Annotated in this window: 20 protein-coding genes and 1 riboswitch; of the genes, 10 read left to right on the forward strand and 10 right to left on the reverse strand. The window is 59.3% G+C overall.

Translation table 11 applies throughout. The annotated features are described in order from the left end of the window. Positions 1-456: 456 nt before the first annotated feature. A complete protein-coding gene (gene purH / locus AC2CGI_RS23595; protein WP_130054980.1) occupies positions 457-2046 on the forward strand; it encodes a bifunctional phosphoribosylaminoimidazolecarboxamide formyltransferase/IMP cyclohydrolase in 1590 nt (529 codons plus the stop codon). Positions 2047-2094: 48 nt separating this feature from the next. After that, entirely contained in the window at positions 2095-3378 is a 1284-nt protein-coding gene (gene purD / locus AC2CGI_RS23600; protein WP_004929872.1) for a phosphoribosylamine--glycine ligase, read from the forward strand. Positions 3379-3427: 49 nt separating this feature from the next. Here purD and AC2CGI_RS23605 read toward each other — a convergent pair whose 3' ends face one another. The 6 genes from AC2CGI_RS23605 to nudC form a co-directional block, all read right to left on the reverse strand. Then, positions 3428-4099 (reverse strand): DUF1481 domain-containing protein, encoded by a 672-nt coding sequence (locus AC2CGI_RS23605; RefSeq protein WP_015376330.1) that lies wholly within the window; start codon positions 4097-4099, stop codon positions 3428-3430. 36 nt (positions 4100-4135) lie between these two features. After that, positions 4136-4408, reverse strand: a complete 273-nt coding sequence (gene hupA, locus AC2CGI_RS23610) for a nucleoid-associated protein HU-alpha (protein WP_004929874.1) — start codon at positions 4406-4408, stop codon at positions 4136-4138. Positions 4409-4597: 189 nt separating this feature from the next. Beyond that, complete coding sequence (locus AC2CGI_RS23615) at positions 4598-5188, reverse strand: YjaG family protein (RefSeq protein ID WP_004929875.1); 591 nt, start codon at positions 5186-5188, stop codon at positions 4598-4600. Positions 5189-5236: 48 nt separating this feature from the next. Further along, on the reverse strand, positions 5237-5923 hold the full coding sequence (gene nfi, locus AC2CGI_RS23620) for a deoxyribonuclease V (RefSeq protein ID WP_076740208.1): 687 nt from the start codon (positions 5921-5923) through the stop codon (positions 5237-5239). Positions 5924-5932: 9 nt separating this feature from the next. Beyond that, entirely contained in the window at positions 5933-6997 is a 1065-nt protein-coding gene (gene hemE / locus AC2CGI_RS23625; protein ID WP_049241902.1) for a uroporphyrinogen decarboxylase, read from the reverse strand. A 38-nt stretch (positions 6998-7035) separates the two neighbouring features. After that, the gene (nudC, locus tag AC2CGI_RS23630) at positions 7036-7803 is read right to left on the reverse strand and encodes an NAD(+) diphosphatase (protein ID WP_076740209.1); all 768 of its coding nucleotides are present in this window, start codon (positions 7801-7803) and stop codon (positions 7036-7038) included. A 101-nt stretch (positions 7804-7904) separates the two neighbouring features. Between nudC and AC2CGI_RS23635 the strand changes: the two genes are divergently transcribed. The 8 genes from AC2CGI_RS23635 to AC2CGI_RS23670 all read left to right on the forward strand — a co-directional run bounded on the left by AC2CGI_RS23635 (position 7905) and on the right by AC2CGI_RS23670 (position 15635). Continuing rightward, positions 7905-8408: an Rsd/AlgQ family anti-sigma factor gene (locus AC2CGI_RS23635; protein ID WP_004929879.1), complete on the forward strand. Its 504-nt coding sequence runs from the start codon at positions 7905-7907 to the stop codon at positions 8406-8408. A 39-nt stretch (positions 8409-8447) separates the two neighbouring features. Then, a riboswitch (TPP riboswitch) is annotated at positions 8448-8572 on the forward strand. Between the two features lie 114 nt (positions 8573-8686). Further along, entirely contained in the window at positions 8687-10630 is a 1944-nt protein-coding gene (thiC, locus tag AC2CGI_RS23640) for a phosphomethylpyrimidine synthase ThiC (protein WP_076740207.1), read from the forward strand. Beyond that, positions 10623-11273 carry a thiamine phosphate synthase gene (thiE, locus tag AC2CGI_RS23645; protein WP_021505238.1) on the forward strand — a complete coding sequence of 217 codons (651 nt, stop codon included), beginning with the start codon at positions 10623-10625 and terminating at the stop codon, positions 11271-11273. The genes thiC and thiE overlap by 8 nt, the downstream gene beginning before the upstream one ends. Continuing rightward, positions 11266-12015 carry a HesA/MoeB/ThiF family protein gene (locus tag AC2CGI_RS23650; RefSeq protein WP_015376324.1) on the forward strand — a complete coding sequence of 250 codons (750 nt, stop codon included), beginning with the start codon at positions 11266-11268 and terminating at the stop codon, positions 12013-12015. The genes thiE and AC2CGI_RS23650 overlap by 8 nt, the downstream gene beginning before the upstream one ends. Then, positions 12012-12212, forward strand: coding sequence for a sulfur carrier protein ThiS (gene thiS, locus AC2CGI_RS23655; RefSeq protein ID WP_004929884.1), 201 nt, complete (start codon positions 12012-12014; stop codon positions 12210-12212). Before AC2CGI_RS23650 ends, thiS begins: the two co-directional genes overlap by 4 nt. A gap of 1 nt (position 12213) precedes the next feature. Next, complete coding sequence (locus AC2CGI_RS23660) at positions 12214-12993, forward strand: thiazole synthase (protein WP_021505237.1); 780 nt, start codon at positions 12214-12216, stop codon at positions 12991-12993. Further along, positions 12993-14126 (forward strand): 2-iminoacetate synthase ThiH, encoded by a 1134-nt coding sequence (gene thiH, locus AC2CGI_RS23665; RefSeq protein ID WP_076740206.1) that lies wholly within the window; start codon positions 12993-12995, stop codon positions 14124-14126. The genes AC2CGI_RS23660 and thiH overlap by 1 nt, the downstream gene beginning before the upstream one ends. A gap of 729 nt (positions 14127-14855) precedes the next feature. Next, positions 14856-15635, forward strand: coding sequence for a helix-turn-helix domain-containing protein (locus AC2CGI_RS23670; protein WP_015376320.1), 780 nt, complete (start codon positions 14856-14858; stop codon positions 15633-15635). Here AC2CGI_RS23670 and AC2CGI_RS23675 read toward each other — a convergent pair. The 4 genes from AC2CGI_RS23675 to rpoC all read right to left on the reverse strand — a co-directional run bounded on the left by AC2CGI_RS23675 (position 15621) and on the right by rpoC (position 22197). Next, a complete protein-coding gene (locus AC2CGI_RS23675) occupies positions 15621-16895 on the reverse strand; it encodes a sensor histidine kinase (RefSeq protein WP_044030296.1) in 1275 nt (424 codons plus the stop codon). The genes AC2CGI_RS23670 and AC2CGI_RS23675 overlap by 15 nt on opposite strands. A 1-nt stretch (position 16896) precedes the next feature. After that, complete coding sequence (locus tag AC2CGI_RS23680) at positions 16897-17361, reverse strand: putative pterin-binding protein (protein ID WP_076740205.1); 465 nt, start codon at positions 17359-17361, stop codon at positions 16897-16899. After that, on the reverse strand, positions 17361-17807 hold the full coding sequence (locus AC2CGI_RS23685) for a GNAT family N-acetyltransferase (protein ID WP_016929429.1): 447 nt from the start codon (positions 17805-17807) through the stop codon (positions 17361-17363). Before AC2CGI_RS23685 ends, AC2CGI_RS23680 begins: the two co-directional genes overlap by 1 nt. Before the next feature lie 166 nt (positions 17808-17973). Then, entirely contained in the window at positions 17974-22197 is a 4224-nt protein-coding gene (gene rpoC, locus AC2CGI_RS23690) for a DNA-directed RNA polymerase subunit beta' (RefSeq protein WP_004929899.1), read from the reverse strand. Positions 22198-22305 lie beyond the last annotated feature (108 nt).

Consider the following 22305-nt stretch of genomic DNA (forward strand, 5'->3'; position numbering starts at 1 on the left):
TCGCTTGCTAACTCGAGGTGGCGTATATTACGCTTTCCTCTTTCAGAGTCAACCCTAATTTTCAGGATTTTTTCTCTGCGACCCCCGGATACTCTGTGAAGTTGTTCACATGTTCCGTGTCGATGGAGGCGCATTATAGGGAGTTCCTCGCAGGCCGCAACAGGTATTTTCAGCAAAAACGATCGTTCGCTGCATTCCACAGCAAAACCCCGCTTTATACCCACTTGCGCACAGTGTTATCCACAGATGCGATTTGTACGGAAAATTTACGAGCGCCACGCAAACGTTTTCGCTACAATTCCCCGCGACGAAACGATCCCCCTTTTTATGGGGGCGTTACCTGAATATGTGCCTGACCCTCCCTTTATAAGGCAAAAAACTGCGCTTTATAGACAGAACGAGGTGGACATTCACGTAACGCTCTTTAATTGCGACTCAAAGCCAAGGGATAAAACCATGCAACAACCTCGTCCAATCCGCCGGGCCCTGCTCAGCGTGTCTGACAAAACCGGTATCGTTGAATTCGCCGAAGCGCTTTCCCAGCGCGGCGTTGAACTGCTGTCCACCGGCGGCACCGCCCGTCTGCTGGCAGACGCCGGTCTGCCCGTTACCGAAGTTTCCGACTACACCGGCTTCCCGGAGATGATGGACGGACGAGTTAAGACCCTGCACCCGAAAGTCCACGGCGGCATTCTCGGCCGCCGCGGCCAGGACGACGCTGTCATGAATCAGCATGACATCAAGCCTATCGACATGGTGGTCGTCAATCTGTACCCGTTCGCCCAAACCGTGGCGCGCCCGGATTGCTCGCTGGAAGACGCGGTCGAAAATATCGATATCGGCGGCCCGACCATGGTGCGCTCCGCCGCCAAGAACCATAAAGACGTCGCCATCGTGGTGAAGAGCAGCGACTACGCCGCCATCATTACCGAGATGGACAACAACGACGGCTCGCTGCGCTATGCCACCCGCTTCGATCTCGCCATCAAGGCCTTTGAACACACCGCCGCCTACGACAGCATGATCGCCAACTACTTCGGCTCGCTGGTGCCGGCGTACCACGGCGAGACCGAACAGCCGTCCGGCCGCTTCCCGCGCACCCTGAACCTCAACTACATCAAGAAGCAGGATATGCGCTACGGTGAAAACAGCCACCAGCAGGCCGCCTTCTATATAGAGGAAGAAGTAAAGGAAGCTTCTGTCGCGACCGCCGAACAGCTGCAGGGCAAAGCGCTGTCCTATAACAACATCGCCGATACCGACGCCGCGCTGGAATGCGTGAAAGAGTTCGACGAACCGGCCTGCGTGATCGTCAAGCACGCCAACCCTTGCGGCGTGGCGATCGGCGACGACATTCTGGCCGCCTACGAGCGCGCTTACCAAACCGACCCGACCTCCGCCTTCGGCGGCATCATCGCCTTTAACCGCGAGCTGGACGCCGCCACCGCGCAGGCGATCATCAGCCGCCAGTTCGTGGAAGTGATCATCGCGCCAAACGTCACCCAGGAAGCGCGCTCCCTGCTGGCCGCCAAACAGAACGTGCGCGTGCTGGCCTGCGGCCAGTGGCAGCAACGCGTGGCGGGGCTGGATTTCAAACGTGTCAACGGCGGGCTGCTGGTGCAGGATCGCGATCTGGGCATGGTGACCGCCGGCGATCTGCGCGTGGTATCAGAGCGCCAGCCGACCGAACAGGAACTGCGTGACGCGCTGTTCTGCTGGAAAGTGGCCAAGTTCGTGAAATCCAACGCCATCGTTTATGCGCGTGACAACATGACCATCGGCATAGGCGCCGGCCAGATGAGCCGCGTTTACTCCGCCAAGATCGCCGGCATCAAAGCGGGCGACGAAGGGCTGGAAGTGAAAGGCTCCGCCATGGCCTCCGACGCCTTCTTCCCGTTCCGCGACGGCATCGACGCCGCAGCGGCGGTTGGCATCACCTGCGTGATCCAGCCGGGTGGTTCGATCCGCGACGACGAAGTGATCGCCGCCGCCAACGAACACGGCATCGCGATGATCTTCACCGACATGCGTCACTTCCGCCATTAATTCCTTTTGCCGCGTGCGCTCCGGCGCACGCCATTCGTGGAGCTTCTGATGAACATTTTGATTATCGGCAACGGCGGGCGCGAGCACGCGCTGGCCTGGAAAGCCGCCCAGTCTCCGCTGGCGGATAAAGTCTATGTTGCGCCGGGCAATGCCGGCACCGCGCTGGAAGCCAATCTGGAAAACGTGGCGATCGCCGCCACCGACATCCCCGCCCTGGTCGCTTTCGCCCAGAGCCATGACATCGGTCTGACCATCGTCGGGCCGGAAGCGCCGCTGGTGATTGGCGTGGTCGACGCCTTCCAGGCCGCCGGTCTGAAAATTTTCGGCCCGTCACAGGCCGCCGCACAGCTCGAAGGCTCCAAAGCCTTCACCAAGGATTTCCTGGCGCGCCACCGCATTCCGACCGCCGAATATGAAAACTTCACCGAGGTGGAGCCGGCGCTGGCCTACGTGCGCCGCAAAGGCGCGCCGATCGTCATCAAGGCCGATGGCCTGGCGGCCGGTAAGGGCGTAATCGTCGCGATGACGCTGCAGGAAGCGGAAGAGGCGGTGCGCGACATGTTGGCCGGCAATGCCTTCGGCGACGCCGGCCATCGCATCGTGGTGGAAGAGTTCCTCGACGGCGAAGAAGCCAGCTTCATCGTGATGGTCGACGGCGAGAACGTGGTGCCGATGGCTACCAGCCAGGACCACAAACGCGTCGGCGACGGTGACACCGGCCCGAACACCGGCGGCATGGGTGCCTATTCTCCGGCGCCGGTCGTGACCGACGAAATCCACCGGCGCGCCATGGATCAGGTGATCTGGCCGACGGTGCGCGGCATGGCGGCGGAAGGCAACACCTACGTCGGCTTCCTGTACGCCGGCCTGATGATCTCCGCCGACGGCCAGCCGAAGGTGATCGAATTCAACTGCCGTTTTGGCGATCCGGAAACTCAGCCGATCATGCTACGCCTGCGCTCCGATCTGGTGGAACTGTGTCTGGCGGGCGCCGAAGGCCGTCTGAACGAGAAGAGCTCTGATTGGGACGAACGCCCTGCCCTTGGCGTGGTGCTGGCAGCCGGCGGTTATCCGGGTGACTATCGCAACGGCGAGGTGATCCAGGGGCTACCGCAGCAGGAAAGCGCCGACGGTAAGGTCTTCCACGCCGGCACACGCTTGCAGGGCGATGACGTCGTCACCAGCGGCGGCCGCGTGCTGTGCGTGACGGCGCTGGGCGATACCGTGGCGCAGGCGCAGCAACGCGCCTATCAGTTGGCGGAAGGCATTCAGTGGCCAGGCAGCTTCTGCCGCAAAGATATCGGTTATCGCGCGATTGCGCGCGGCAAATAATTTGACCTTTCATGATAATGACCAGAGGCTCCGCAGTGCGGGGCCTTTTTTATAGCTGGTCTTCTTTCGGTTCCCAGCTGCAGAAATCGTCGTTCGCCACCAGCAGCAGCTCGCTGCCTTCGGGCGCTTCCAGCCAGGCGACGCTCACCGGCCGGCTGCTGCTGCGGGCGCGTTTTTCGATCCAGGCGATGGCGGAGGCATCCAACCCGGGTTTTAAGCGCTGCCCGTCGCAGGTTTGCACCTCGCCCTGCATCCAACGCCCCTGCAGCAATTTGACCTTGCCGGCGCGCAGCGCATTGCTCACTTCGAGGATCCGTCGCGCCTGATATTGATACAGGGCGATTTCATCGCGGGTCAGCGGTTCGCGGCGTGTCGCCAGCTGGCGCTGCATAAAACTCACCGTGCCATCGTCGGCAAAGCGCAGTTGAATGGAATCTCGATCGCCGTCGGCGTCGTTACGTTTGATTTGGCGCAGCACGTCGCCCTGATAGGTGTACAGCGTGGTAATGGTACCCGGGCCGCGGTAAGGGCTGTAAACGCTGACCAACACTTGCGGACGATGTTGCTCATCGTCTTTACGCCACAGACGTATCACGCCCTGATCGGCCACGAAGCCGCTGGCGGTAAAGCTGGGGATATCGGAATGGAAACTGCAGGCGCTCAGGCCGACGGCGATGCCAACGGCCATGAGCGCCCGACGAGTAAACAAAAGGGGCGCCATCGCCCCCCTGTTTAATCTTTTCACCGAGGCGCGGTCTTATTTAACGGCGTCTTTCAGTGCTTTGCCAGAAACGAACGCAGGCACGTTGGCTGCTGCGATTTTGATTTCTTTGCCAGTCTGTGGGTTGCGGCCAGTGCGCTCGCTACGATGGTTTACTTTGAAAGTACCGAAGCCAACCAATTGTACTGCATCACCTTCTTTCAGAGACTCAGTAATTGCAGCCAGGGTGGATTCCAGAGCCAGTTTAGCTTGTGCTTTGGAAAGGTCAGCCTTGTCCGCGATTACATCAATCAGTTGAGTCTTGTTCATAAGTTATCCTTACAGTGTGTTTATCGTTTGCAAAGCATCGAGTGCGACGGATATGCCGATTGACAGCACTCTCCTGCATACACGCACCGATAGCCACTTTTTTTACGCCCCCCAAATGTAGACCAGACAGGGTGCGGATGTGAAGCCTTAAGGCATGACAAATCAGGCGTTAAATCACGTTTTGTTGCCTTATTGCGCTAAATTTATCCCGATGTTGCTGACACCGGCCTCCCGCAGGTCGGATCGCAGCCCCTTGATCAGGTCTATGTCGCGCTCTTCACAGGCGTCCAACAGGCGGAAAATTTCCCATTGAATGTCCCATTCTTCCTCTACCGCAGGCAAACTTTCCAACTCTTCGTCGGTCATTTCCTTACCGGCTTGGGTCATTTCCAACATCGCCACGGTACGAATCGATGTTTCGCTGATGGCGATGGCGTGCTCCAGCGTCTCCCCGCCGAGCCGCGAATGGATCAGTTCCCCTAATGCGATACAGGCATCAATTGCCGGGTAAACGCCGTAAAGATCGTAATCTTCCGCCGACGGAATCGCCTCTTCCAACTTCTCGAGCTGGCTGTCGAAGTTGACCTTGGCATCCTTCACCACCAGCGTTTCCCACACCAAATCCAGAATGCGGCGATAAACCGCCGGATCGCCGAACTCGGTCTGTTTGCAGAACATCTGGTAATTCGGGTACATACGCTCGCACAAACTGGCCATAAAGGTCAAATGTTGCCAGCCCTCGAGCCGTTCCAGACGTAAATGAATCGGGTTACGTAGCATGCTTTACTCTCTTACGCGTTATCTGCGGCGCAGTGTACCCGAAATCGCTCATGGCGACACCTCCGGATGCTGCTGCAACCACCGCTGAAACGCCGGACGGCGCGAAGCGATGGCGTCGGCCCAACGGGTCGGCTCCGGCAAACGGTAGCCCGCCATGCAGCGCTGCACCCACGCCAGCGCGCTGTCGGCGCCCACGCGGTGACCGGTAGAGATGAACAGCGGGTTGCAACGCGCCTTGCTACGCCATACCCAGCCCAGCTGTTCTCCCTTATCTTCCAACGGCGACAGCGCGCCGACGGCGGCGTCCAGCGGCGCGAATTTGCCGCACAGGCGCTTCTTGGCCACGCCGATGGTCGGCACATCGACCAGCAGGCCGAAATGGCTGGCGACGCCGAGGCGCCGCGGATGTGAAACGCCGTGCCCATCGACGAAGATCAGCCCCGGTTTTTGCCGCAGCTGCGCCCAGGCGGCCAACAGCGCCGGGTATTCGCGAAACGACAGGAAACCCGGGATATAAGGCATGACGGTGGCGATGCGCGCCACCTGATACTCCACCAGCTCCAGCGACGGATAGCGCAGGATGGCGATGGCGGCGCGCGTCACCGCGCCCTCTTGCTCGAAGCCCACATCGGCGCCGGCGATGAACGCCGGCGGTTCGGCCGGCAGCTCGTCGTAGCGAATGACTTCAGCGGCGCGCCGCAGCTGTTCGGCGCGCAGAGCCGCCATATCGGTCACATCGGATCCTTAACGGTGGTATTTCGCCGACTGCGCGTGTACCGCCTCGACGAAGGCCCCGGCGTGCTCCGGCGGCACATCCTGATGGATGCCGTGGCCCAGGTTGAACACATGACCGTTGCCGTGGCCGAAACCGGCCAGAATGGTCTCCACTTCTTCCGCGATGCGCGCCGGAGAAGCATAAAGCATCGACGGATCCATATTGCCCTGCAGCGCCACTTTGTCGCCTACGCGACGGCGCGCGTCGGCGATGTCGGTGGTCCAGTCCAGCCCCAGCGCATCGCAGCCGGTGGCGGCCATCGCCTCCAGCCACTGCCCGCCGCCTTTGGTGAACAGCGTTACCGGCACGCGGCGGCCGTCGTTTTCACGCAGCAAGCCATCGACGATCTTGTGCATGTAGTGCAAAGAGAACTCGCGGTAATCGCGCCCGGTCAGCACGCCGCCCCAGGTGTCGAACACCATCACCGACTGCGCGCCGGCCTTGATCTGGGCATTGAGGTAAAGGATCACGCTGTCCGCCAGCTTGTCCAGCAACAGGTGCAGCGTGGCCGGCTCGGCATACATCATCTTCTTCAGCTTGGTGAAGGCCTTGCTGCTGCCGCCCTCAACCATATAGGTAGCCAGCGTCCACGGGCTGCCGGAAAAGCCGATCAGCGGCACTTCGCCCTTCAGCTCGCGGCGGATGGTGCGCACCGCGTTCATCACATAGCCCAGCTCCACTTCCGGATCGAACGCCGGCAGTTTGTCGACGTCGGCGCGGCAGGTGACGGGGGAGCTGAAACGCGGGCCTTCGCCGGCTTCAAAGTACAGGCCGAGCCCCATGGCGTCGGGAATGGTGAGAATGTCGGAGAACAGGATGGCGGCGTCCAGCGCGTAGCGGCGCAGCGGCTGCAGCGTAACCTCGCAGGCCAGCTCCGCGTTCTTGCACAGCGACATGAAATCACCGGCCTGGGCGCGAGTCGCCTTATACTCCGGTAAATAACGACCGGCCTGGCGCATCATCCATACGGGGGTCACATCCACCGGCTGACGCAACAGCGCGCGCAGGTAACGATCGTTCTTCAACTCAGTCATTTATGGGGCTCCCTTAATAATCTGCCGGCCATTGTACATTATTCTGCCCGGCACAGCGCCACGGTGTCCTCAATCAAGCGGCGCGCCACGGTGCCGGGCGGCGGCAACAACGGCAGTTGGTCGTAACGATACCAGCCGGCATTGAGCAGCTCCTTGGGATCGTGACGAATCTCACCCTGGTGGTAATCGGCCATAAAGGCCATCATCAGCGAGTGCGGAAACGGCCAGGGTTGTGACGTGACGTAGCGCAGGTTCTTGATTTCAATATTGCTCTCTTCCATCACTTCGCGCGCTACCGCTTGCTCCAGCGTTTCGCCCACTTCAACGAAACCGGCCAGCACCGTGTGAATGCCGCCGCGATGGCGCACGTGCTGCGCCAGCAGGATCTGATCGTCGCGCCGAATGGCGACGATCACGCAGGGCGCGATCTGCGGGTAGTAGCGCTCCTTGCAATGGCCGCACAGGCAGGCGCTTTCGGTGCGGCTGAGGTGCATCTCATGGCCGCAGTAGCCGCAATAGCGATGGGAGCGGTAGAAATCCGCCAACTGCACGCCGCGCCCGGCCAGCTGGAACAGACCACGATCCTGATCCAACAACTGACGCACCGACCCCATCTCCCGCGGCATCGCCTGGCGCACCAGCCAGACCGGCGCGCCCTCCCACTCACCGATGACGCGCGCCATGTGGCCCTGCAGGCCGAAGGCGGCGGCGGTCCCCGACGGCAATTCACCGTTCGGTAACCAAAGTTTGCTTTCATGGCTGACGATCCACCAGCCGTTTTCATTGCCCGTTAATGCAAGTTCCATATCGTTGTTGCACAACCTCAGCTTCACTGGCACTCTACAAATCGGCTTTGTTACATTTTAATAACTTACCGGTTACTTTTGTTACTTACACGGAGTCAAACATGCTCAACCGTTTGGAAAGGCTGACTCAGCGCGTTGGCGGTAGTAATGAATTAGTTGATCAATGGCTTCAGGCCCGCAAGCAGTTGCTGGTCGCCTACTGCACGCTGGTAGGCCTCAAACCGAATAAAGAAAAGCATACGCCGCTGAATGAAAAAGCGCTGGAGAACTTTTGCCATAACCTGGTGGATTACCTCTCCGCAGGGCATTTTCATATCTATGACAGAATTATCAAACAAGTGGAAGGCGCAGCCAGTCCGAAAATGTCGCTGGCGGTGAACATCTACCCCAAGCTGTGGGCCAATACCGAACAGATCATGGCGTTCCACGATCGCTATACCGAAGTGGATATCGATCAGGAGGTTTGTCTGGAATTCCACCAGGCCTTGTCGGATATCGGCGAAACGCTGGCGGCGCGCTTTGCGCTGGAAGATAAGCTGATCCTGCTGGAAGCGGAAGCCACGCAGCAACCGCTGCCGGACCAGGCGCTGGATCCGGCGCGTTAAAATTTTATAGTTTTTTTTCTTATCCCTCCTATACTGGGGGGCATCTTGTCGGAGTGCCTAGCGCCTGATTTGTTCATCGAATCAGCCAGGCTGAGACCGTTAATTCGGGATCCGCGGAACCTGATCGGGTTAATACCCGCGAAGGGAACAAGAGTAATCTATCGCCACAGACACGGCCTTCCCCTTGCGGGTGCCCTGCCTTATCGGCCACCATCATTACTCCCTCCGAGCTCCAGACAAGCAACTTTCCCAACCCAACACACTGGTAGGAACTTGCTATGTCTAACGTTAATCCACCGCGCGCCCGTAAGGCGCAACGCGAAGCCGCCCAGCAGTTTATCGACACCCTGCAAGGCATGGCTTTCCCAAACTCACGCCGCATCTACCTGCAGGGTTCGCGCCGCGATATCCAGGTGCCGATGCGCGAAATTCAGCTCAGCCCGACCCTGATCGGCGGCAGCAAAGATAGCCCGCAGTATGAACCCAACGAGGCGATCCCGGTGTATGACACCGCCGGCCCGTACGGCGATCCACAGGCCGAGCTCGACGTGCACGCGGGCCTGACCAAGCTGCGCGCAGGCTGGATCGACGCGCGCGGCGATACCGCCACCCTGAGCGGCGCCAGCTCCGGCTTCACCCAACAGCGGCTGGCGGACGAAGGCCTCGATCACCTGCGTTTCGAACACCTGCCGTTGCCGCGCAAGGCGTTACCGGGCAAGTGCGTGACCCAACTGCACTATGCCCGCGCCGGCATCGTCACCCCGGAGATGGAGTTCATCGCCATCCGCGAAAACATGGGGCGCGAACGCATTCGCGGCGAGGTGCTGCGCCACCAGCATTCGGGCCAGGGCTGGGGCGCCAACCTGCCGGACAACATCACGCCGGAGTTCGTGCGCCAGGAAGTGGCCGCCGGCCGCGCTATCATTCCCGCCAATATCAACCACCCGGAGGCGGAGCCGATGATCATCGGCCGCAATTTCCTGGTGAAGGTGAACGCCAATATCGGCAACTCGGCGGTCACATCGTCGATCGAAGAAGAGGTGGAGAAGCTGGTGTGGGCCACCCGCTGGGGCGCAGACACCGTGATGGATCTCTCCACCGGCCGCTACATTCACGAAACCCGCGAATGGATCCTGCGCAACAGCCCGGTGCCCATCGGCACCGTGCCGATCTACCAGGCGCTGGAGAAGGTCAACGGCGTGGCGGAAAACCTCACCTGGGAGATGTTCCGCGATACGCTGCTGGAACAGGCGGAACAAGGGGTCGACTACTTCACCATCCACGCCGGCGTGCTGCTGCGCTACGTGCCGATGACCGCCAAACGCCTGACCGGCATCGTGTCGCGCGGCGGCTCGATCATGGCCAAATGGTGTCTGTCGCACCATCAGGAAAACTTCCTCTATCAGCACTTCCGTGAAATCTGCGAGATCTGCGCCGCCTACGACGTTTCGCTGTCGCTCGGCGACGGCCTGCGCCCCGGCTCAATTCAGGACGCCAACGACGAAGCCCAGTTCGCCGAACTGCATACGCTGGGCGAGCTGACCAAAATCGCCTGGGAATACGACGTGCAGGTGATGATCGAGGGCCCAGGCCACGTGCCGATGCAGATGATCCGCCGCAACATGACCGAAGAGCTGGAACACTGCCACGAAGCGCCATTCTACACCCTCGGCCCGCTGACCACCGATATCGCCCCGGGCTATGACCATTTCACCTCCGGCATCGGCGCGGCGATGATCGGCTGGTTCGGCTGCGCCATGCTGTGTTACGTCACGCCGAAAGAGCACCTCGGCCTGCCGAACAAAGAGGACGTCAAACAGGGCCTGATCACCTACAAGATCGCCGCTCACGCCGCCGATCTGGCCAAAGGCCATCCGGGCGCGCAGATCCGCGATAACGCCATGTCCAAGGCGCGCTTCGAATTCCGTTGGGAAGATCAGTTCAATCTGGCGCTCGATCCGGCCACCGCGCGCGCCTATCACGACGAAACCCTGCCGCAGGAATCCGGCAAGATCGCCCACTTCTGCTCGATGTGCGGGCCGAAATTCTGCTCGATGAAGATTTCACAAGAGGTGCGCGACTACGCCGCCGCCCAAGAGGCCGCCAAACCGATCGAGGTGCAGCTGACCGGCATGGAGAAAATGTCCGCCGAGTTCCGCGCCCGCGGCAGCGAGCTGTATCACAGCGCCGGCAATTTGCAGGAGGAGACCAGCAATGACTGATATCACGACCCCCTTCCCGGCAACGCCTCACAAACTGGGGCTTTACCCGGTCGTCGACAGCGTGGAATGGATCGCTCGCCTGCTGGAGGCCGGCGTCACCACCATCCAGCTGCGCATCAAGGACCTGCCGGATGAGCAGGTCGAAGAGGATATCGCTGCCGCCATCGCGCTGGGCCGGCGTTATCAGGCGCGGCTGTTCATCAACGACTACTGGCGGCTGGCGATCAAGCACGGCGCCTACGGCGTACATCTGGGCCAGGAAGATCTCGATACCACCGATCTGGCGGCCATTCACCGCGCCGGGCTGCGGCTGGGGGTCTCCACCCATGACGACGCCGAACTGGCGCGCGCGCTGGCGGTGAAACCGTCCTACATCGCGTTGGGGCACATCTTCCCCACTCAGACCAAAGACATGCCTTCGGCGCCACAGGGGCTGGCGGAGTTGAAACGCCACATCGCCGGTTTGGCGGATTACCCGACGGTGGCGATCGGCGGGATCAGTATCGATCGCGTGCCGGCGGTGCTGGCGTGCGGCGTCGGCAGCGTGGCGGTGGTCAGCGCCATCACCCAGGCACCGGACTGGCGCGCGGCGACGACCGAGCTGCTGCGGCTGATCGAAGGCGAGGATCCGAACGATGCTTAACGATCAGGAATTCCTGCGCTACAGCCGCCAGCTGCTGCTGGAGGACGTCGGCCCGGAAGGCCAGGAGAGACTCAAGCGCGCCACGGTGCTGATCGTCGGTTTAGGTGGGCTCGGTTCCCCGGCTTCGCTGTATCTGGCCGCCGCCGGCGTCGGCACGCTGCTGCTGGCCGACGACGACCAGCTGCACGTCACCAACCTGCAGCGGCAAATCCTCTACCGCAGCGCCGATACCGCCACCGGCAAGGCGGCGCTGGCGCAACGCCACCTGCAGGCGCTGAACCCGTTGGTGGAATCCATCCCGCTGGCGCAGCGGCTGCAAGGGCAAGCGCTGCGCGACGCGGTCGCACGCGCCGATCTGGTGCTGGACTGCTGCGACAATATGGCGACCCGCCATGAGGTCAATGCCGCCTGCATCGCCGCCGCCAAGCCGCTGATCAGCGGCAGCGCGGTCGGCTTCAGCGGCCAGCTGCTGGTGCTCGAGCCGCCCTATGCGCACGGCTGCTACGCCTGCCTGTACCCGGAGCAGGAAGAGCCGCAGCGCAACTGCCGCACCGCCGGGGTACTCGGTCCGGTGGTGGGCGTGATCGGCACCCTGCAAGCGCTGGAGGCCATCAAGATGCTGGCCGGCATGCCTTCTTCCCTCAGCGGTAAACTGCGGCTGTTCGACGGCAAGCAGCAGAGCTGGAGCACGCTGCAACTGAGCCAGGCCCGTGCCTGCCCGGTATGCGGAGGCGCGGCATGAAGATCCGTTTAAACGACCAACCGCTGGAGCTGGCGCAGCCGCTCAGCGTCGCCGCCCTGCTGGCCCAGCTGGAACGCCACCAGCCGGGTACCGCGCTGGCGATCAACCAAACCATCATCCCGCGCGCCGACTGGGCCGACCATCAGGTGCAGGACGGTGACGACATTTTGCTGTTTCAAGCGATCGCCGGAGGCTGACATGCTGAAAATCGCCGATACCACTTTTACCTCGCGCCTGTTCACCGGCACCGGCAAGTTCGCCACCCCGGCGCTGATGTTGGAGGCGCTGGCGGCCTCCGGCTCACAGCTGGTGACCATGGCCATGAAGCGCGTCGATCTGCGCGGCGGCAACGACGCCATTTTGGCGCCGCTGCAACAGTTGGGCGTCAGGCTGTTGCCCAATACCTCCGGCGCCAAAACGGCCGCCGAAGCGGTATTCGCCGCCCGGCTGGCGCGTGAAGCGCTCGGCACCCACTGGGTGAAGCTGGAGATCCACCCCGATGTGAAATACCTGCTGCCGGATCCGATAGAAACGCTGAAGGCGGCGGAAACGCTGGTGAAAGACGGTTTTGTGGTGCTGCCCTACTGCGGCGCCGATCCGGTGCTGTGCAAACGGCTGGAAGAGGCGGGCTGCGCGGCGGTGATGCCGCTCGGCGCCCCTATCGGTTCCAACCGCGGTCTGCGCACCCGCGACTTCCTCGAGATCATCATCGAACAGGCCAAGGTGCCGGTGGTGGTCGACGCCGGCATCGGCGCGCCGAGCCATGCGCTGGAAGCGATGGAGCTGGGTGCCGACGCGGTGCTGGTGAATACCGCCATCGCCGTGGCGCGCGATCCGGTGCAAATGGCGCGGGCGTTTCGCCTGGCGCTGGAGGCCGGCGAATTGGCGCGCAGCGCCGGGTTAGGCGCGAGCCAGCGCGGTGCGGTCGCCTCGAGCCCGCTGACCGCCTTCCTCAGCCAGCCAGAGGAGGCACAGTGATGGCCGACGATTTCAGTAGCCGCTGGCAACAGCTGGATTGGGACGACATTACGCTGCGCATCAACGGCAAAACCGCGCGCGACGTGGAACGCGCGTTGAACGCCGACAAGCTGACGCGCGACGACTTTATGGCGCTGATCTCCCCCGCCGCCGCGCCGTATCTGGAACCGCTGGCGCAGCGCGCGCAGCAGCTGACCCGTCAGCGATTCGGCAACGTCGTCAGTTTCTATGTGCCGCTGTACCTCTCTAACCTGTGCGCCAACGACTGTACCTACTGCGGCTTTTCGATGAGCAACCGCATCAAGCGCAAAACGCTGGATGCGGCGGAGATCGCCCGCGAATGCGCAGCCATCCAGGCGTTGGGGTTCGAGCATCTGTTGCTGGTCACCGGCGAACATCAGACCAAGGTCGGCATGGACTATTTCCGCCGGCACATTCCGGCGATCCGCCGCCACTTCAGCTCGCTGATGATGGAAGTGCAGCCGCTGGCGCAAGAAGAGTACGCCGAACTGAAAACGCTGGGCCTGGACGGCGTGCTGGTGTATCAGGAAACCTACCATCCTGCCACCTATCTGCAGCACCACCTGCGCGGCCAGAAGCAGGATTTCCATTGGCGCCTGGCCACGCCGGATCGCCTGGGGCGCGCCGGGATCGACAAGATCGGCCTCGGCGCGTTGATCGGCCTGTCCAACAGCTGGCGCACCGACTGCTACCTGCTGGCGGAACATCTCTTCTACCTGCAGCAAACCTACTGGCAGAGCCGTTACTCGATCTCGTTTCCACGCCTGCGCCCCTGCGCCGGCGGCATTGAACCGGCGTCTATCATGAGCGAGCCTCAGCTGGTGCAGCTGATCTGCGCCTTCCGGCTGTTCGCGCCGGATGTCGAGCTGTCGCTGTCTACGCGTGAATCGCCGTACTTCCGCGATCATATGATCCCGGTGGCGATCAACAGCGTCAGCGCCGGATCCAAGACGCAACCCGGCGGCTATGCCGACGACGTGCCGCCTGAGCTGGAACAGTTCGAGCCGCACGACGGCCGCACGCCGCAGCAGGTCGCCGAGGCCATCAGCAACGCCGGGCTGCAGCCGGTGTGGAAAGACTGGGACGGTTATCTGGGACGCGGCGCGCAATAAACGGCAACGTTTACCGCCGTGTGAAGAAAACGCTGGAGCGGTCGCGCAATGCCGAACGGTGGTGCTGGCGCCCACAAACGCGCCGATTATAGTGACCTTGCCGGCCGCCAAACCCGGCGCCGGCCGGGGCCGTTACCCTCTCGATGGCCCCGCCTTATCCCATCCCGGATCGCGCCGGAGATTCTCTTGCGCGACTCCGGGCCCTCTCCGCAGCAACGCGCATATGGCGTATCGCGGCCTGTAAGGGTGTACGGGCAGGTGCCTTGTCGGCTAAAGGACTGTGGCATAACGGTGCTCGGCACTCACTCAGCGGTGAGACTCATAGGACGCTATTGCGGCAGAAAAGTGGGGAAAGAGGAAAAAAGAAGGTACAGCGACGAAGAGGGGTTCGAGTAGCCATCCCCGGTGCTGCCAATGGCCCTGGTGTCGGCCGCGGATCTTTTTGCCGCCTGCTCCCTGCTTACGGACAAGAGCAGGCGGTTTATTTTGTGAGACTGGCACCCCCCCAGGACGCGAATCACACAGTATGTGCGCTAATTAACCACATAAACGGCTAAATGTGAATGTCTTTTGAGTGTTTTTTTATTTGCCATCGAGTGTGTTTTGAGTTTGCCAAGGAAAATCAAACTGATATCACCGCAATAACCGAGGCTTCATCTATAATCCAGCACGGGTCCTCACGCAGGTTTTCCAACGCTCGCGGTTAACATCAAAAAAGCCAAGGTTGTCATGAAGAAAACGCCAAATTACATCGATGCAATCAGCGCGTTGCTCACTCTGAAAGGAGTTGGCGACAGAAAACATGCCTCCACGATGGCCAACATACTGAACCTTCAGTACAACAGCGCCAAACAGAAGCTGGATGGCAAAAGGGGCATCACCCTCGATGAAGTCAAAAAGGTTTTCCAGTACTTCAACGAGCCGTTTGCCGGCCAAAGAACACATAACGGCGTGTTTATCATGAACAGCATTCACAAGCGCTGTAACATTGAGGCCGACGAGCGCCCGGTCACGCAAGCGGACAACGACGAAACTTACGCCTACAAAAAGGACGATCTTTTCATCATCAACACCAATCGGGAATATGCAGCCGATGCCCCGCTGTATAAAGTCAACAAGATAGACTTTCTGCCGGCCCCGCGCATCGCGATCCTGGATAATGACGGCGATATTCTCGAACTGTTGAAGAAGATCGCCAGCCGCTACGGCATCGAGACCGAGACCTTTCAGACGGCGGACGCCATGCTGGCCGCGCTGGAGCAGCAGTCCTTTGAGGCGTTTATTTTGGACTGGCTGTTGGACTTCGGCGAGACTTCCGAACGCGTGGTGAAGAAAATTAAAGACGCCCTCGATCCGCACGCCCGCATCATCATTCTGACCGGCCAGCTGAATCACTACGAGAAAAACATCGGCGATATGATCCTGCACTATGACGTGCACCTGGTGGAAAAACCGACCAAGCCGCTGATTATCTCTTCGCTATTGCTGTCGAACCTATTCTTTAATTAGTTTGACCGGAATGCGGATCAAAAACGATGAGCCCCCCCCTTCGACGGATTTGACCTTGATGGTGCCTTTCATCGTCGTGACGTAATTTTTGATAATGGTCAGCCCCAGCCCTAATCCCTGCCGCGTCTCCCTTTCTACCCCCTGATTGAACGCCTTATATAACCGATCCAGATTATCGACGTTAAACCCGATGCCGGTGTCTTTTACCCGTAAATACAGATTGCCGTGACACACCTTCACATTGAGGGCGATCGCGCCGTGGTGGGTAAACTTATCCGCGTTGCTGAGCAGGTTGGCCAATATTCGGTAGAGCTTGTATTTATCAGAACCAATCAGGCCGGCATAAGACGAACGGTGGATCACGAGGCGATTGCCTCGCCCGGCGCCGATGCCGGTTACGGCATCGTCCACCACCTCATTCAGCCGGAAGGTGGAAATATTGATTTTAACTTCTCCCATCTCAAGCCGAGAATAATCCATCACCTCGCGCGTTTGTTCGGCGATCTTGTTACCGTGATAGGAGATCAGGCGGGCTTCTTTTTTCAACTCTTCCTGCGCCAGCTCATGTTCCATGATATCCGCGGCAATGACGATGGCCTGGGTCGAGCCGGCGATCTCGTGGTAGATGGAAGAGATAAAGATGTTCTTGTTCTTGATGATCTCTTTCAACGAGAAGGCGTTTCTCAGCACCAGGAACATCATCAGGAACACTAAAATCAGCGAAAAGAGGGCGAACATCTCGGCTTTACTCGAGTTGTCCTGGATGATGCCTTTCACTTCGGTAAAGTTTTTAATCTGTATCCGATAAATAATTTCCTGGATATCGACCAGCGTACCCTCGATATCATCCATATAAGAGAGAATGTCCGCCTTGTTTTTCAGCCCCACCAGCAAGCCGGCAGAAAGATCGTCCAACGTGCGATACTGCTGCTTCAGCAGCGCAACATTTTTGATGAACTCGTCGTCGTAATAAAAAGAGTCGCTGAAGGTCGAACGGCTCTCCAGGATCTGAATCTTCGAGTAGAAGATTTTCTTTTTGATCTGGAAGGCGTCGTAGTCGTTGTTTTCACTGAGCAACAGCGCGATTTTGGTCCTTTCAAACGCCAGAAACAGGATCTCGGCCACCGAGTAGTTGTCCAGATTGGGCTCGATCTGCTTATAGCGCTCTTTTACGCCGCCGAAGTTAATGGCAATCAACAAAATCAATAAGGAGAAGATGGCAACCAACGCGATAAGAGTACCGATCAGTTTTTTGCTCATCTTATTTCAGCTCCAACCGTTTCACTTGCCAGACGGTTTTCGCATTCACATCCAGGTTATTCAGCTCGGCATAACCATCGCGCGGATAAATAATGGCGAACGGCCCCAGCTCACCAACGTCGATCGGCTTGCCGCCGCGCTGGTAGGCGACGATCACACGGTATTTAATCATCTCGTCAATCGGCATCGAATAGGAGTAATCATCCCAGGCGAAAGCGCGCACCGACTGGCCTTTCAGGTGGTAGGCTTTCACTAACTCTGCAAGCTCAACGCCGGTGAACGTATCTTCCGGGGTGAAATTGGTCGAGGTTTTAATCGTGTGATGCGGCATCGCCTCCAGCATCTGCCTGGTTATCTTGATCTTCTCACCATCGAGCGGTTTCAGGTAAAAATAGTCAACGGCCGCATACAGCGGTGCGCTGAACAGCGAAAGCAGCAGTAACGTCATCAATCCTTTGATTGTCATTATTCACCCTCTTTGCGTTTCACCAGTTCGGCCTGGCCGAACTCATCCTGCCCGACCACGGCCCAGCCGTGATGTTGATAAAAGCCTTCGGCTTTGGAGCCCGGATCGGTGGTTAAGTGGATCGCTTCGGCGCCGCGCTCAAACATCCAGGCGGTGACTCGCGCCAACAAGGCGGAGCCGATCCCCTTCGACTGGTATTCCGGCTTCACGAACAGGCCGCCGATCAGCGGTTCAGGGATGAATAACCCGAAGCCAACGCCGGCATAGTCGTCGCCATGCTTGCAGATCCAGCCGCCGCCCTGGTTGATGTCCTCCAGCGCCTGCCTGCGCTGCAGATACTGGATCTGATGCGGATGCAGCAGGTTTTCTTCAACGGAAAAGCGGATCTCATACAGGTAAGGCAGGTGTTGTGCCGTCAATTTTTCGAAGGTAATGAGGCTGTCCATGTTCGCACTGTCCTTGGTTGTCTGGTAAAAGCGCCGGTCAATTTCTGCTGTAACCATAGTAGCAAAGTTTGCTCTGCCCCGGCATGAGGCGAAAAAAAACCGCCCCCTAGGGAGCGGTTTATCTGGCAATGGGCCCGGCATGCCGGGCCCGCGGCGCGGATGACGATTACTCGTCGTCGCTGCCGCCCAGGCCTGCGTTGAGCAGCTCGGCCAGGTTCGCGGTCGCTTCTTCCGCGCTGACTTGCGGAACAACCGGCGCTTCACCCTGAGCACGACGACGCATGCGATCCTGATGATAAGCGTAACCGGTACCGGCTGGGATCAGACGGCCCACGATGACGTTCTCTTTCAGGCCACGCAGTTCATCACGCTTGCCGGCTACGGCAGCTTCGGTCAGAACGCGCGTCGTTTCCTGGAACGATGCGGCGGAGATGAAGGACTCGGTCGCCAAGGATGCCTTGGTGATACCCAGCAGATCGCGCGAGAAGGTTGCCGCGATTTTACCTTCAGCTTCCAGCTGACGGTTGGCAATCTTGACGCGAGACACTTCAGCCTGCTCGCCTTCCAGGAACTCGGAGCCACCAGCGCTAACGATGGTGCCTTTACGCAGCATCTGACGAACGATAACTTCGATGTGCTTATCGTTAATCTTAACGCCTTGCAGACGGTAAACTTCCTGCACTTCGTTGGTGATGTAGCGGGTAACCGCATGCACGCCACGCAGACGCAGAATGTCGTGCGGAGACTCTGGGCCGTCGGAAACGACGTCGCCACGTTCCACCACTTCGCCTTCGAACACGTTGAGCTGACGCCATTTCGGAATCATCTCTTCGTAAGCGTCGCTGCCGTCCAGCGGAGAGATCACCAGGCGACGTTTGCCTTTGGTCTCTTTACCGAACGAGATAATCCCGCTGATTTCAGCCAGGATTGCCGGCTCTTTCGGACGACGCGCTTCGAACAGGTCGGCAACGCGCGGCAGACCACCGGTAATATCCTTGGTACCGCCGGATTCCTGAGGAATACGCGCCAGGGTATCACCCGCACCGATCTGAATGCCGTCTTCCAGCTGAACGATCGCTTTGCCCGGCAGGAAGTATTGAGCAGGCATATCAGTACCTGGGATCAATACGTCTTCGCCCTGAGCGTCAACGATTTTCAGTGCCGGACGCAGGTCTTTACCGCTACCGGTACGCTCTGCGCTGTCCAGAACAACCAGAGAAGACAAACCGGTCAGTTCGTCGGTCTGACGAGTAATCGTCTGGCCGTCGACCATGTCGGCGAAGCGAATGAAGCCGCTGACTTCACTGATGACCGGCATGGTGTGCGGATCCCAGTTAGCGACGGTTTCGCCGCCGTTAACTTCTTCACCGTCGCCTTTGCCCATCACGGCGCCGTAAGGCACCTTGTAGCTTTCTTTGGTACGGCCGAATTCGTCGATCAGTTTCAGTTCGGTGTTACGCGAGGTGATCACCAGCTTGCCTGCGGCGTTCATAACGAACTTCGCGTTGCTCAGCTTGATGCTACCCTTGTTTTTCACCTGAATGCTGGATTCAGCAGCCGCACGAGATGCCGCACCACCGATGTGGAACGTACGCATCGTCAGCTGTGTACCCGGCTCACCGATGGACTGTGCCGCGATAACGCCGATGGCTTCGCCTTTGTTGATGATGTGGCCACGTGCCAGGTCGCGACCATAGCAGTTAGCACACACACCGAAGTCGGTTTCACAGCTCACCACGGAACGGACTTTAACGCTGTCGACAGAGTTCTCTTCCAACAGGTCACACGCCTTCTCGTTCAGCAGGGTGTTGCGTGGCACCAGAATGTCCGCCGTACCCGGCTTGAGGACGTCTTCTGCCGTCACACGGCCCAGAACGCGTTCACGCAGCGGCTCTTTCACGTCGCCACCTTCGATAACCGGAGTCATCAGGATGCCGTCGTGGGTGCCACAGTCGTCTTCGGTCACCACCAGGTCCTGCGCCACGTCAACCAGACGACGTGTCAGATAACCGGAGTTCGCGGTTTTCAGTGCGGTATCCGCCAGACCTTTACGAGCACCGTGGGTGGAGATGAAGTACTGGAGTACGTTCAGACCTTCACGGAAGTTCGCGGTGATTGGCGTTTCGATGATGGAGCCGTCCGGCTTCGCCATCAGACCACGCATACCGGCCAGCTGACGAATCTGAGCGGCGGAACCACGCGCACCGGAGTCGGCCATCATAAAGATGCTGTTGAAGGAAACTTGCTGTTCCACTTCGCCGTCACGGTTAACCACGTCTTCTACCGACAGGTTTTCCATCATCGCTTTCGCAACGCGTTCGTTCGCTGCAGCCCAGATATCGATCACTTTGTTGTAGCGTTCGCCGGCGGTAACCAGACCAGACTGGAACTGCTCCTGGATCTCGGCAACTTCGGTTTCCGCTTCTTCGATGATCTCCGCTTTCTTGGCCGGGATAACCATGTCGTCGATACCTACGGAAGCGCCGGAACGGGCTGCGTAAGCAAAACCGGTGTACATGATCTGGTCAGCAAAGATTACGGTCGGCTTCAGGCCCAGGATGCGGTAACAGGTGTTCAGCATCTTGGAGATCGCTTTCTTGCCCAAAGGCTGGTTAACGATCGCGTACGGCAGACCTTTCGGTACGATCATCCACAGGATGGCGCGGCCGATGGTGGTGTCGATGATGCTGGTCTGAGAAGTCCATTCGCCTTCGGCGTTCTTGACGTCTTCGGTGATACGCACTTTAACGCGTGCATGCAGAGACGCCAGGCCTGCGCGGTAAACGCGCTCAGCTTCTTTGGAACCGTTCAGCACCATGCCTTCGCCTTTGGCGTTAACACAGTCGCGGGTCATGTAGTACAGACCCAGTACAACGTCCTGAGAAGGAACGATGATTGGCTCGCCGTTCGCTGGGGACAGGATGTTGTTGGTGGACATCATCAGCGCACGCGCTTCCAGCTGGGCTTCCAGCGTCAGCGGTACGTGAACAGCCATCTGGTCACCATCGAAGTCGGCGTTATAGGCCGCACAAACCAGCGGGTGCAGCTGGATCGCTTTACCTTCGATCAGAACCGGTTCAAACGCCTGGATACCCAAACGGTGCAGGGTTGGTGCACGGTTCAGCAGTACCGGGTGTTCGCGGATCACTTCGTCCAGGATATCCCAAACAACGGCTTCTTCACGCTCAACCATTTTCTTGGCGGCTTTGATGGTGGTGGCCAGGCCACGCAGCTCCAACTTGCCGTAGATGAACGGTTTGAACAGCTCCAGCGCCATCTTTTTAGGCAGACCGCACTGATGCAGACGCAGGTATGGACCTACGGTGATTACGGAACGGCCGGAGTAGTCAACGCGTTTACCGAGCAGGTTCTGACGGAAACGACCCTGCTTACCTTTGATCATGTCGGCCAAAGATTTCAGAGGACGTTTGTTGGAACCGGTGATGGCACGACCGCGACGGCCGTTATCCAGCAGGGCGTCTACCGCTTCTTGCAGCATACGCTTTTCGTTGCGCACGATGATGTCAGGCGCAGCCAGATCCAGCAGGCGTTTCAGACGGTTGTTACGGTTGATCACGCGGCGATACAGATCGTTCAGATCCGACGTCGCGAAACGACCGCCATCCAGCGGAACCAGCGGACGCAGATCCGGCGGCAGCACCGGCAGCACGGTCAGGATCATCCACTCCGGCTTGTTACCGGACTGTACGAACGCTTCCAGCAGCTTGATACGCTTGGTCAGCTTCTTGCGCTTGGTTTCGGAGTTGGTTTCGTTCAGCTCTTCACGCAGCTGCTCGCACTCGGCTTCCAGATCCATGTTTTTCAACAGGGCCTGAATGGCTTCCGCACCCATCTTGGCGTCGAATTCGTCACCGAACTCTTCCAGCGCGTCCAGATACTGCTCTTCAGTCAGGATCTGACGGCGCTCGAGGTTGGTCATACCACCTTCGACCACCACATAGGATTCGAAGTACAGTACGCGTTCGATGTCACGCAGCGGCATATCCAGCAGCAAACCGATGCGGGATGGCAGCGATTTCAGGAACCAGATGTGCGCAGTCGGGGAAGCCAGCTCGATGTGGCCCATGCGCTCACGGCGCACTTTGGTCTGGGTCACTTCAACGCCGCACTTCTCACAGATCACGCCGCGGTGTTTCAAGCGCTTGTACTTACCGCACAGGCACTCGTAATCTTTTACCGGCCCGAAGATACGGGCGCAGAAAAGGCCGTCACGCTCAGGTTTGAACGTACGGTAGTTAATGGTTTCCGGCTTCTTAACTTCACCGAACGACCACGAACGGATCATGTCTGGCGAGGCCAGAGCAATCTTGATCGCATCAAACTCTTCGGTCTTAGTTTGCGCTTTCAGAAACTTCAATAAGTCTTTCACGGATTGGCTCCTGTCGGAGTTAAACCTGTTGGGTACCCACAACCGCAGTAGGTACCCGTGTGACCTGAACAACCACCCTCAGGCTCCCTTAGGCGGGGAGCCTGAGCC

Source organism: Serratia sp. LSHTC3 (assembly GCF_057197125.1).

Coding starts and splice junctions, on each gene's coding strand:
- thiE (WP_021505238.1), top strand. CDS start 10,623: ATGACTGATATCACGACCCCCTTCCCGGCAACGCCTCACAAACTGGGG.
- thiS (WP_004929884.1), top strand. CDS start 12,012: ATGAAGATCCGTTTAAACGACCAACCGCTGGAGCTGGCGCAGCCGCTC.
- AC2CGI_RS23680 (WP_076740205.1), bottom strand. CDS start 17,361: ATGACAATCAAAGGATTGATGACGTTACTGCTGCTTTCGCTGTTCAGC.
- nudC (WP_076740209.1), bottom strand. CDS start 7,803: ATGGAACTTGCATTAACGGGCAATGAAAACGGCTGGTGGATCGTCAGC.
- thiC (WP_076740207.1), top strand. CDS start 8,687: ATGTCTAACGTTAATCCACCGCGCGCCCGTAAGGCGCAACGCGAAGCC.
- AC2CGI_RS23670 (WP_015376320.1), top strand. CDS start 14,856: ATGAAGAAAACGCCAAATTACATCGATGCAATCAGCGCGTTGCTCACT.
- AC2CGI_RS23675 (WP_044030296.1), bottom strand. CDS start 16,895: ATGAGCAAAAAACTGATCGGTACTCTTATCGCGTTGGTTGCCATCTTC.
- hemE (WP_049241902.1), bottom strand. CDS start 6,997: ATGACTGAGTTGAAGAACGATCGTTACCTGCGCGCGCTGTTGCGTCAG.
- AC2CGI_RS23660 (WP_021505237.1), top strand. CDS start 12,214: ATGCTGAAAATCGCCGATACCACTTTTACCTCGCGCCTGTTCACCGGC.
- AC2CGI_RS23605 (WP_015376330.1), bottom strand. CDS start 4,099: ATGGCGCCCCTTTTGTTTACTCGTCGGGCGCTCATGGCCGTTGGCATC.
- purH (WP_130054980.1), top strand. CDS start 457: ATGCAACAACCTCGTCCAATCCGCCGGGCCCTGCTCAGCGTGTCTGAC.
- hupA (WP_004929874.1), bottom strand. CDS start 4,408: ATGAACAAGACTCAACTGATTGATGTAATCGCGGACAAGGCTGACCTT.
- purD (WP_004929872.1), top strand. CDS start 2,095: ATGAACATTTTGATTATCGGCAACGGCGGGCGCGAGCACGCGCTGGCC.
- AC2CGI_RS23685 (WP_016929429.1), bottom strand. CDS start 17,807: ATGGACAGCCTCATTACCTTCGAAAAATTGACGGCACAACACCTGCCT.
- thiH (WP_076740206.1), top strand. CDS start 12,993: ATGGCCGACGATTTCAGTAGCCGCTGGCAACAGCTGGATTGGGACGAC.
- AC2CGI_RS23635 (WP_004929879.1), top strand. CDS start 7,905: ATGCTCAACCGTTTGGAAAGGCTGACTCAGCGCGTTGGCGGTAGTAAT.
- AC2CGI_RS23615 (WP_004929875.1), bottom strand. CDS start 5,188: ATGCTACGTAACCCGATTCATTTACGTCTGGAACGGCTCGAGGGCTGG.
- AC2CGI_RS23650 (WP_015376324.1), top strand. CDS start 11,266: ATGCTTAACGATCAGGAATTCCTGCGCTACAGCCGCCAGCTGCTGCTG.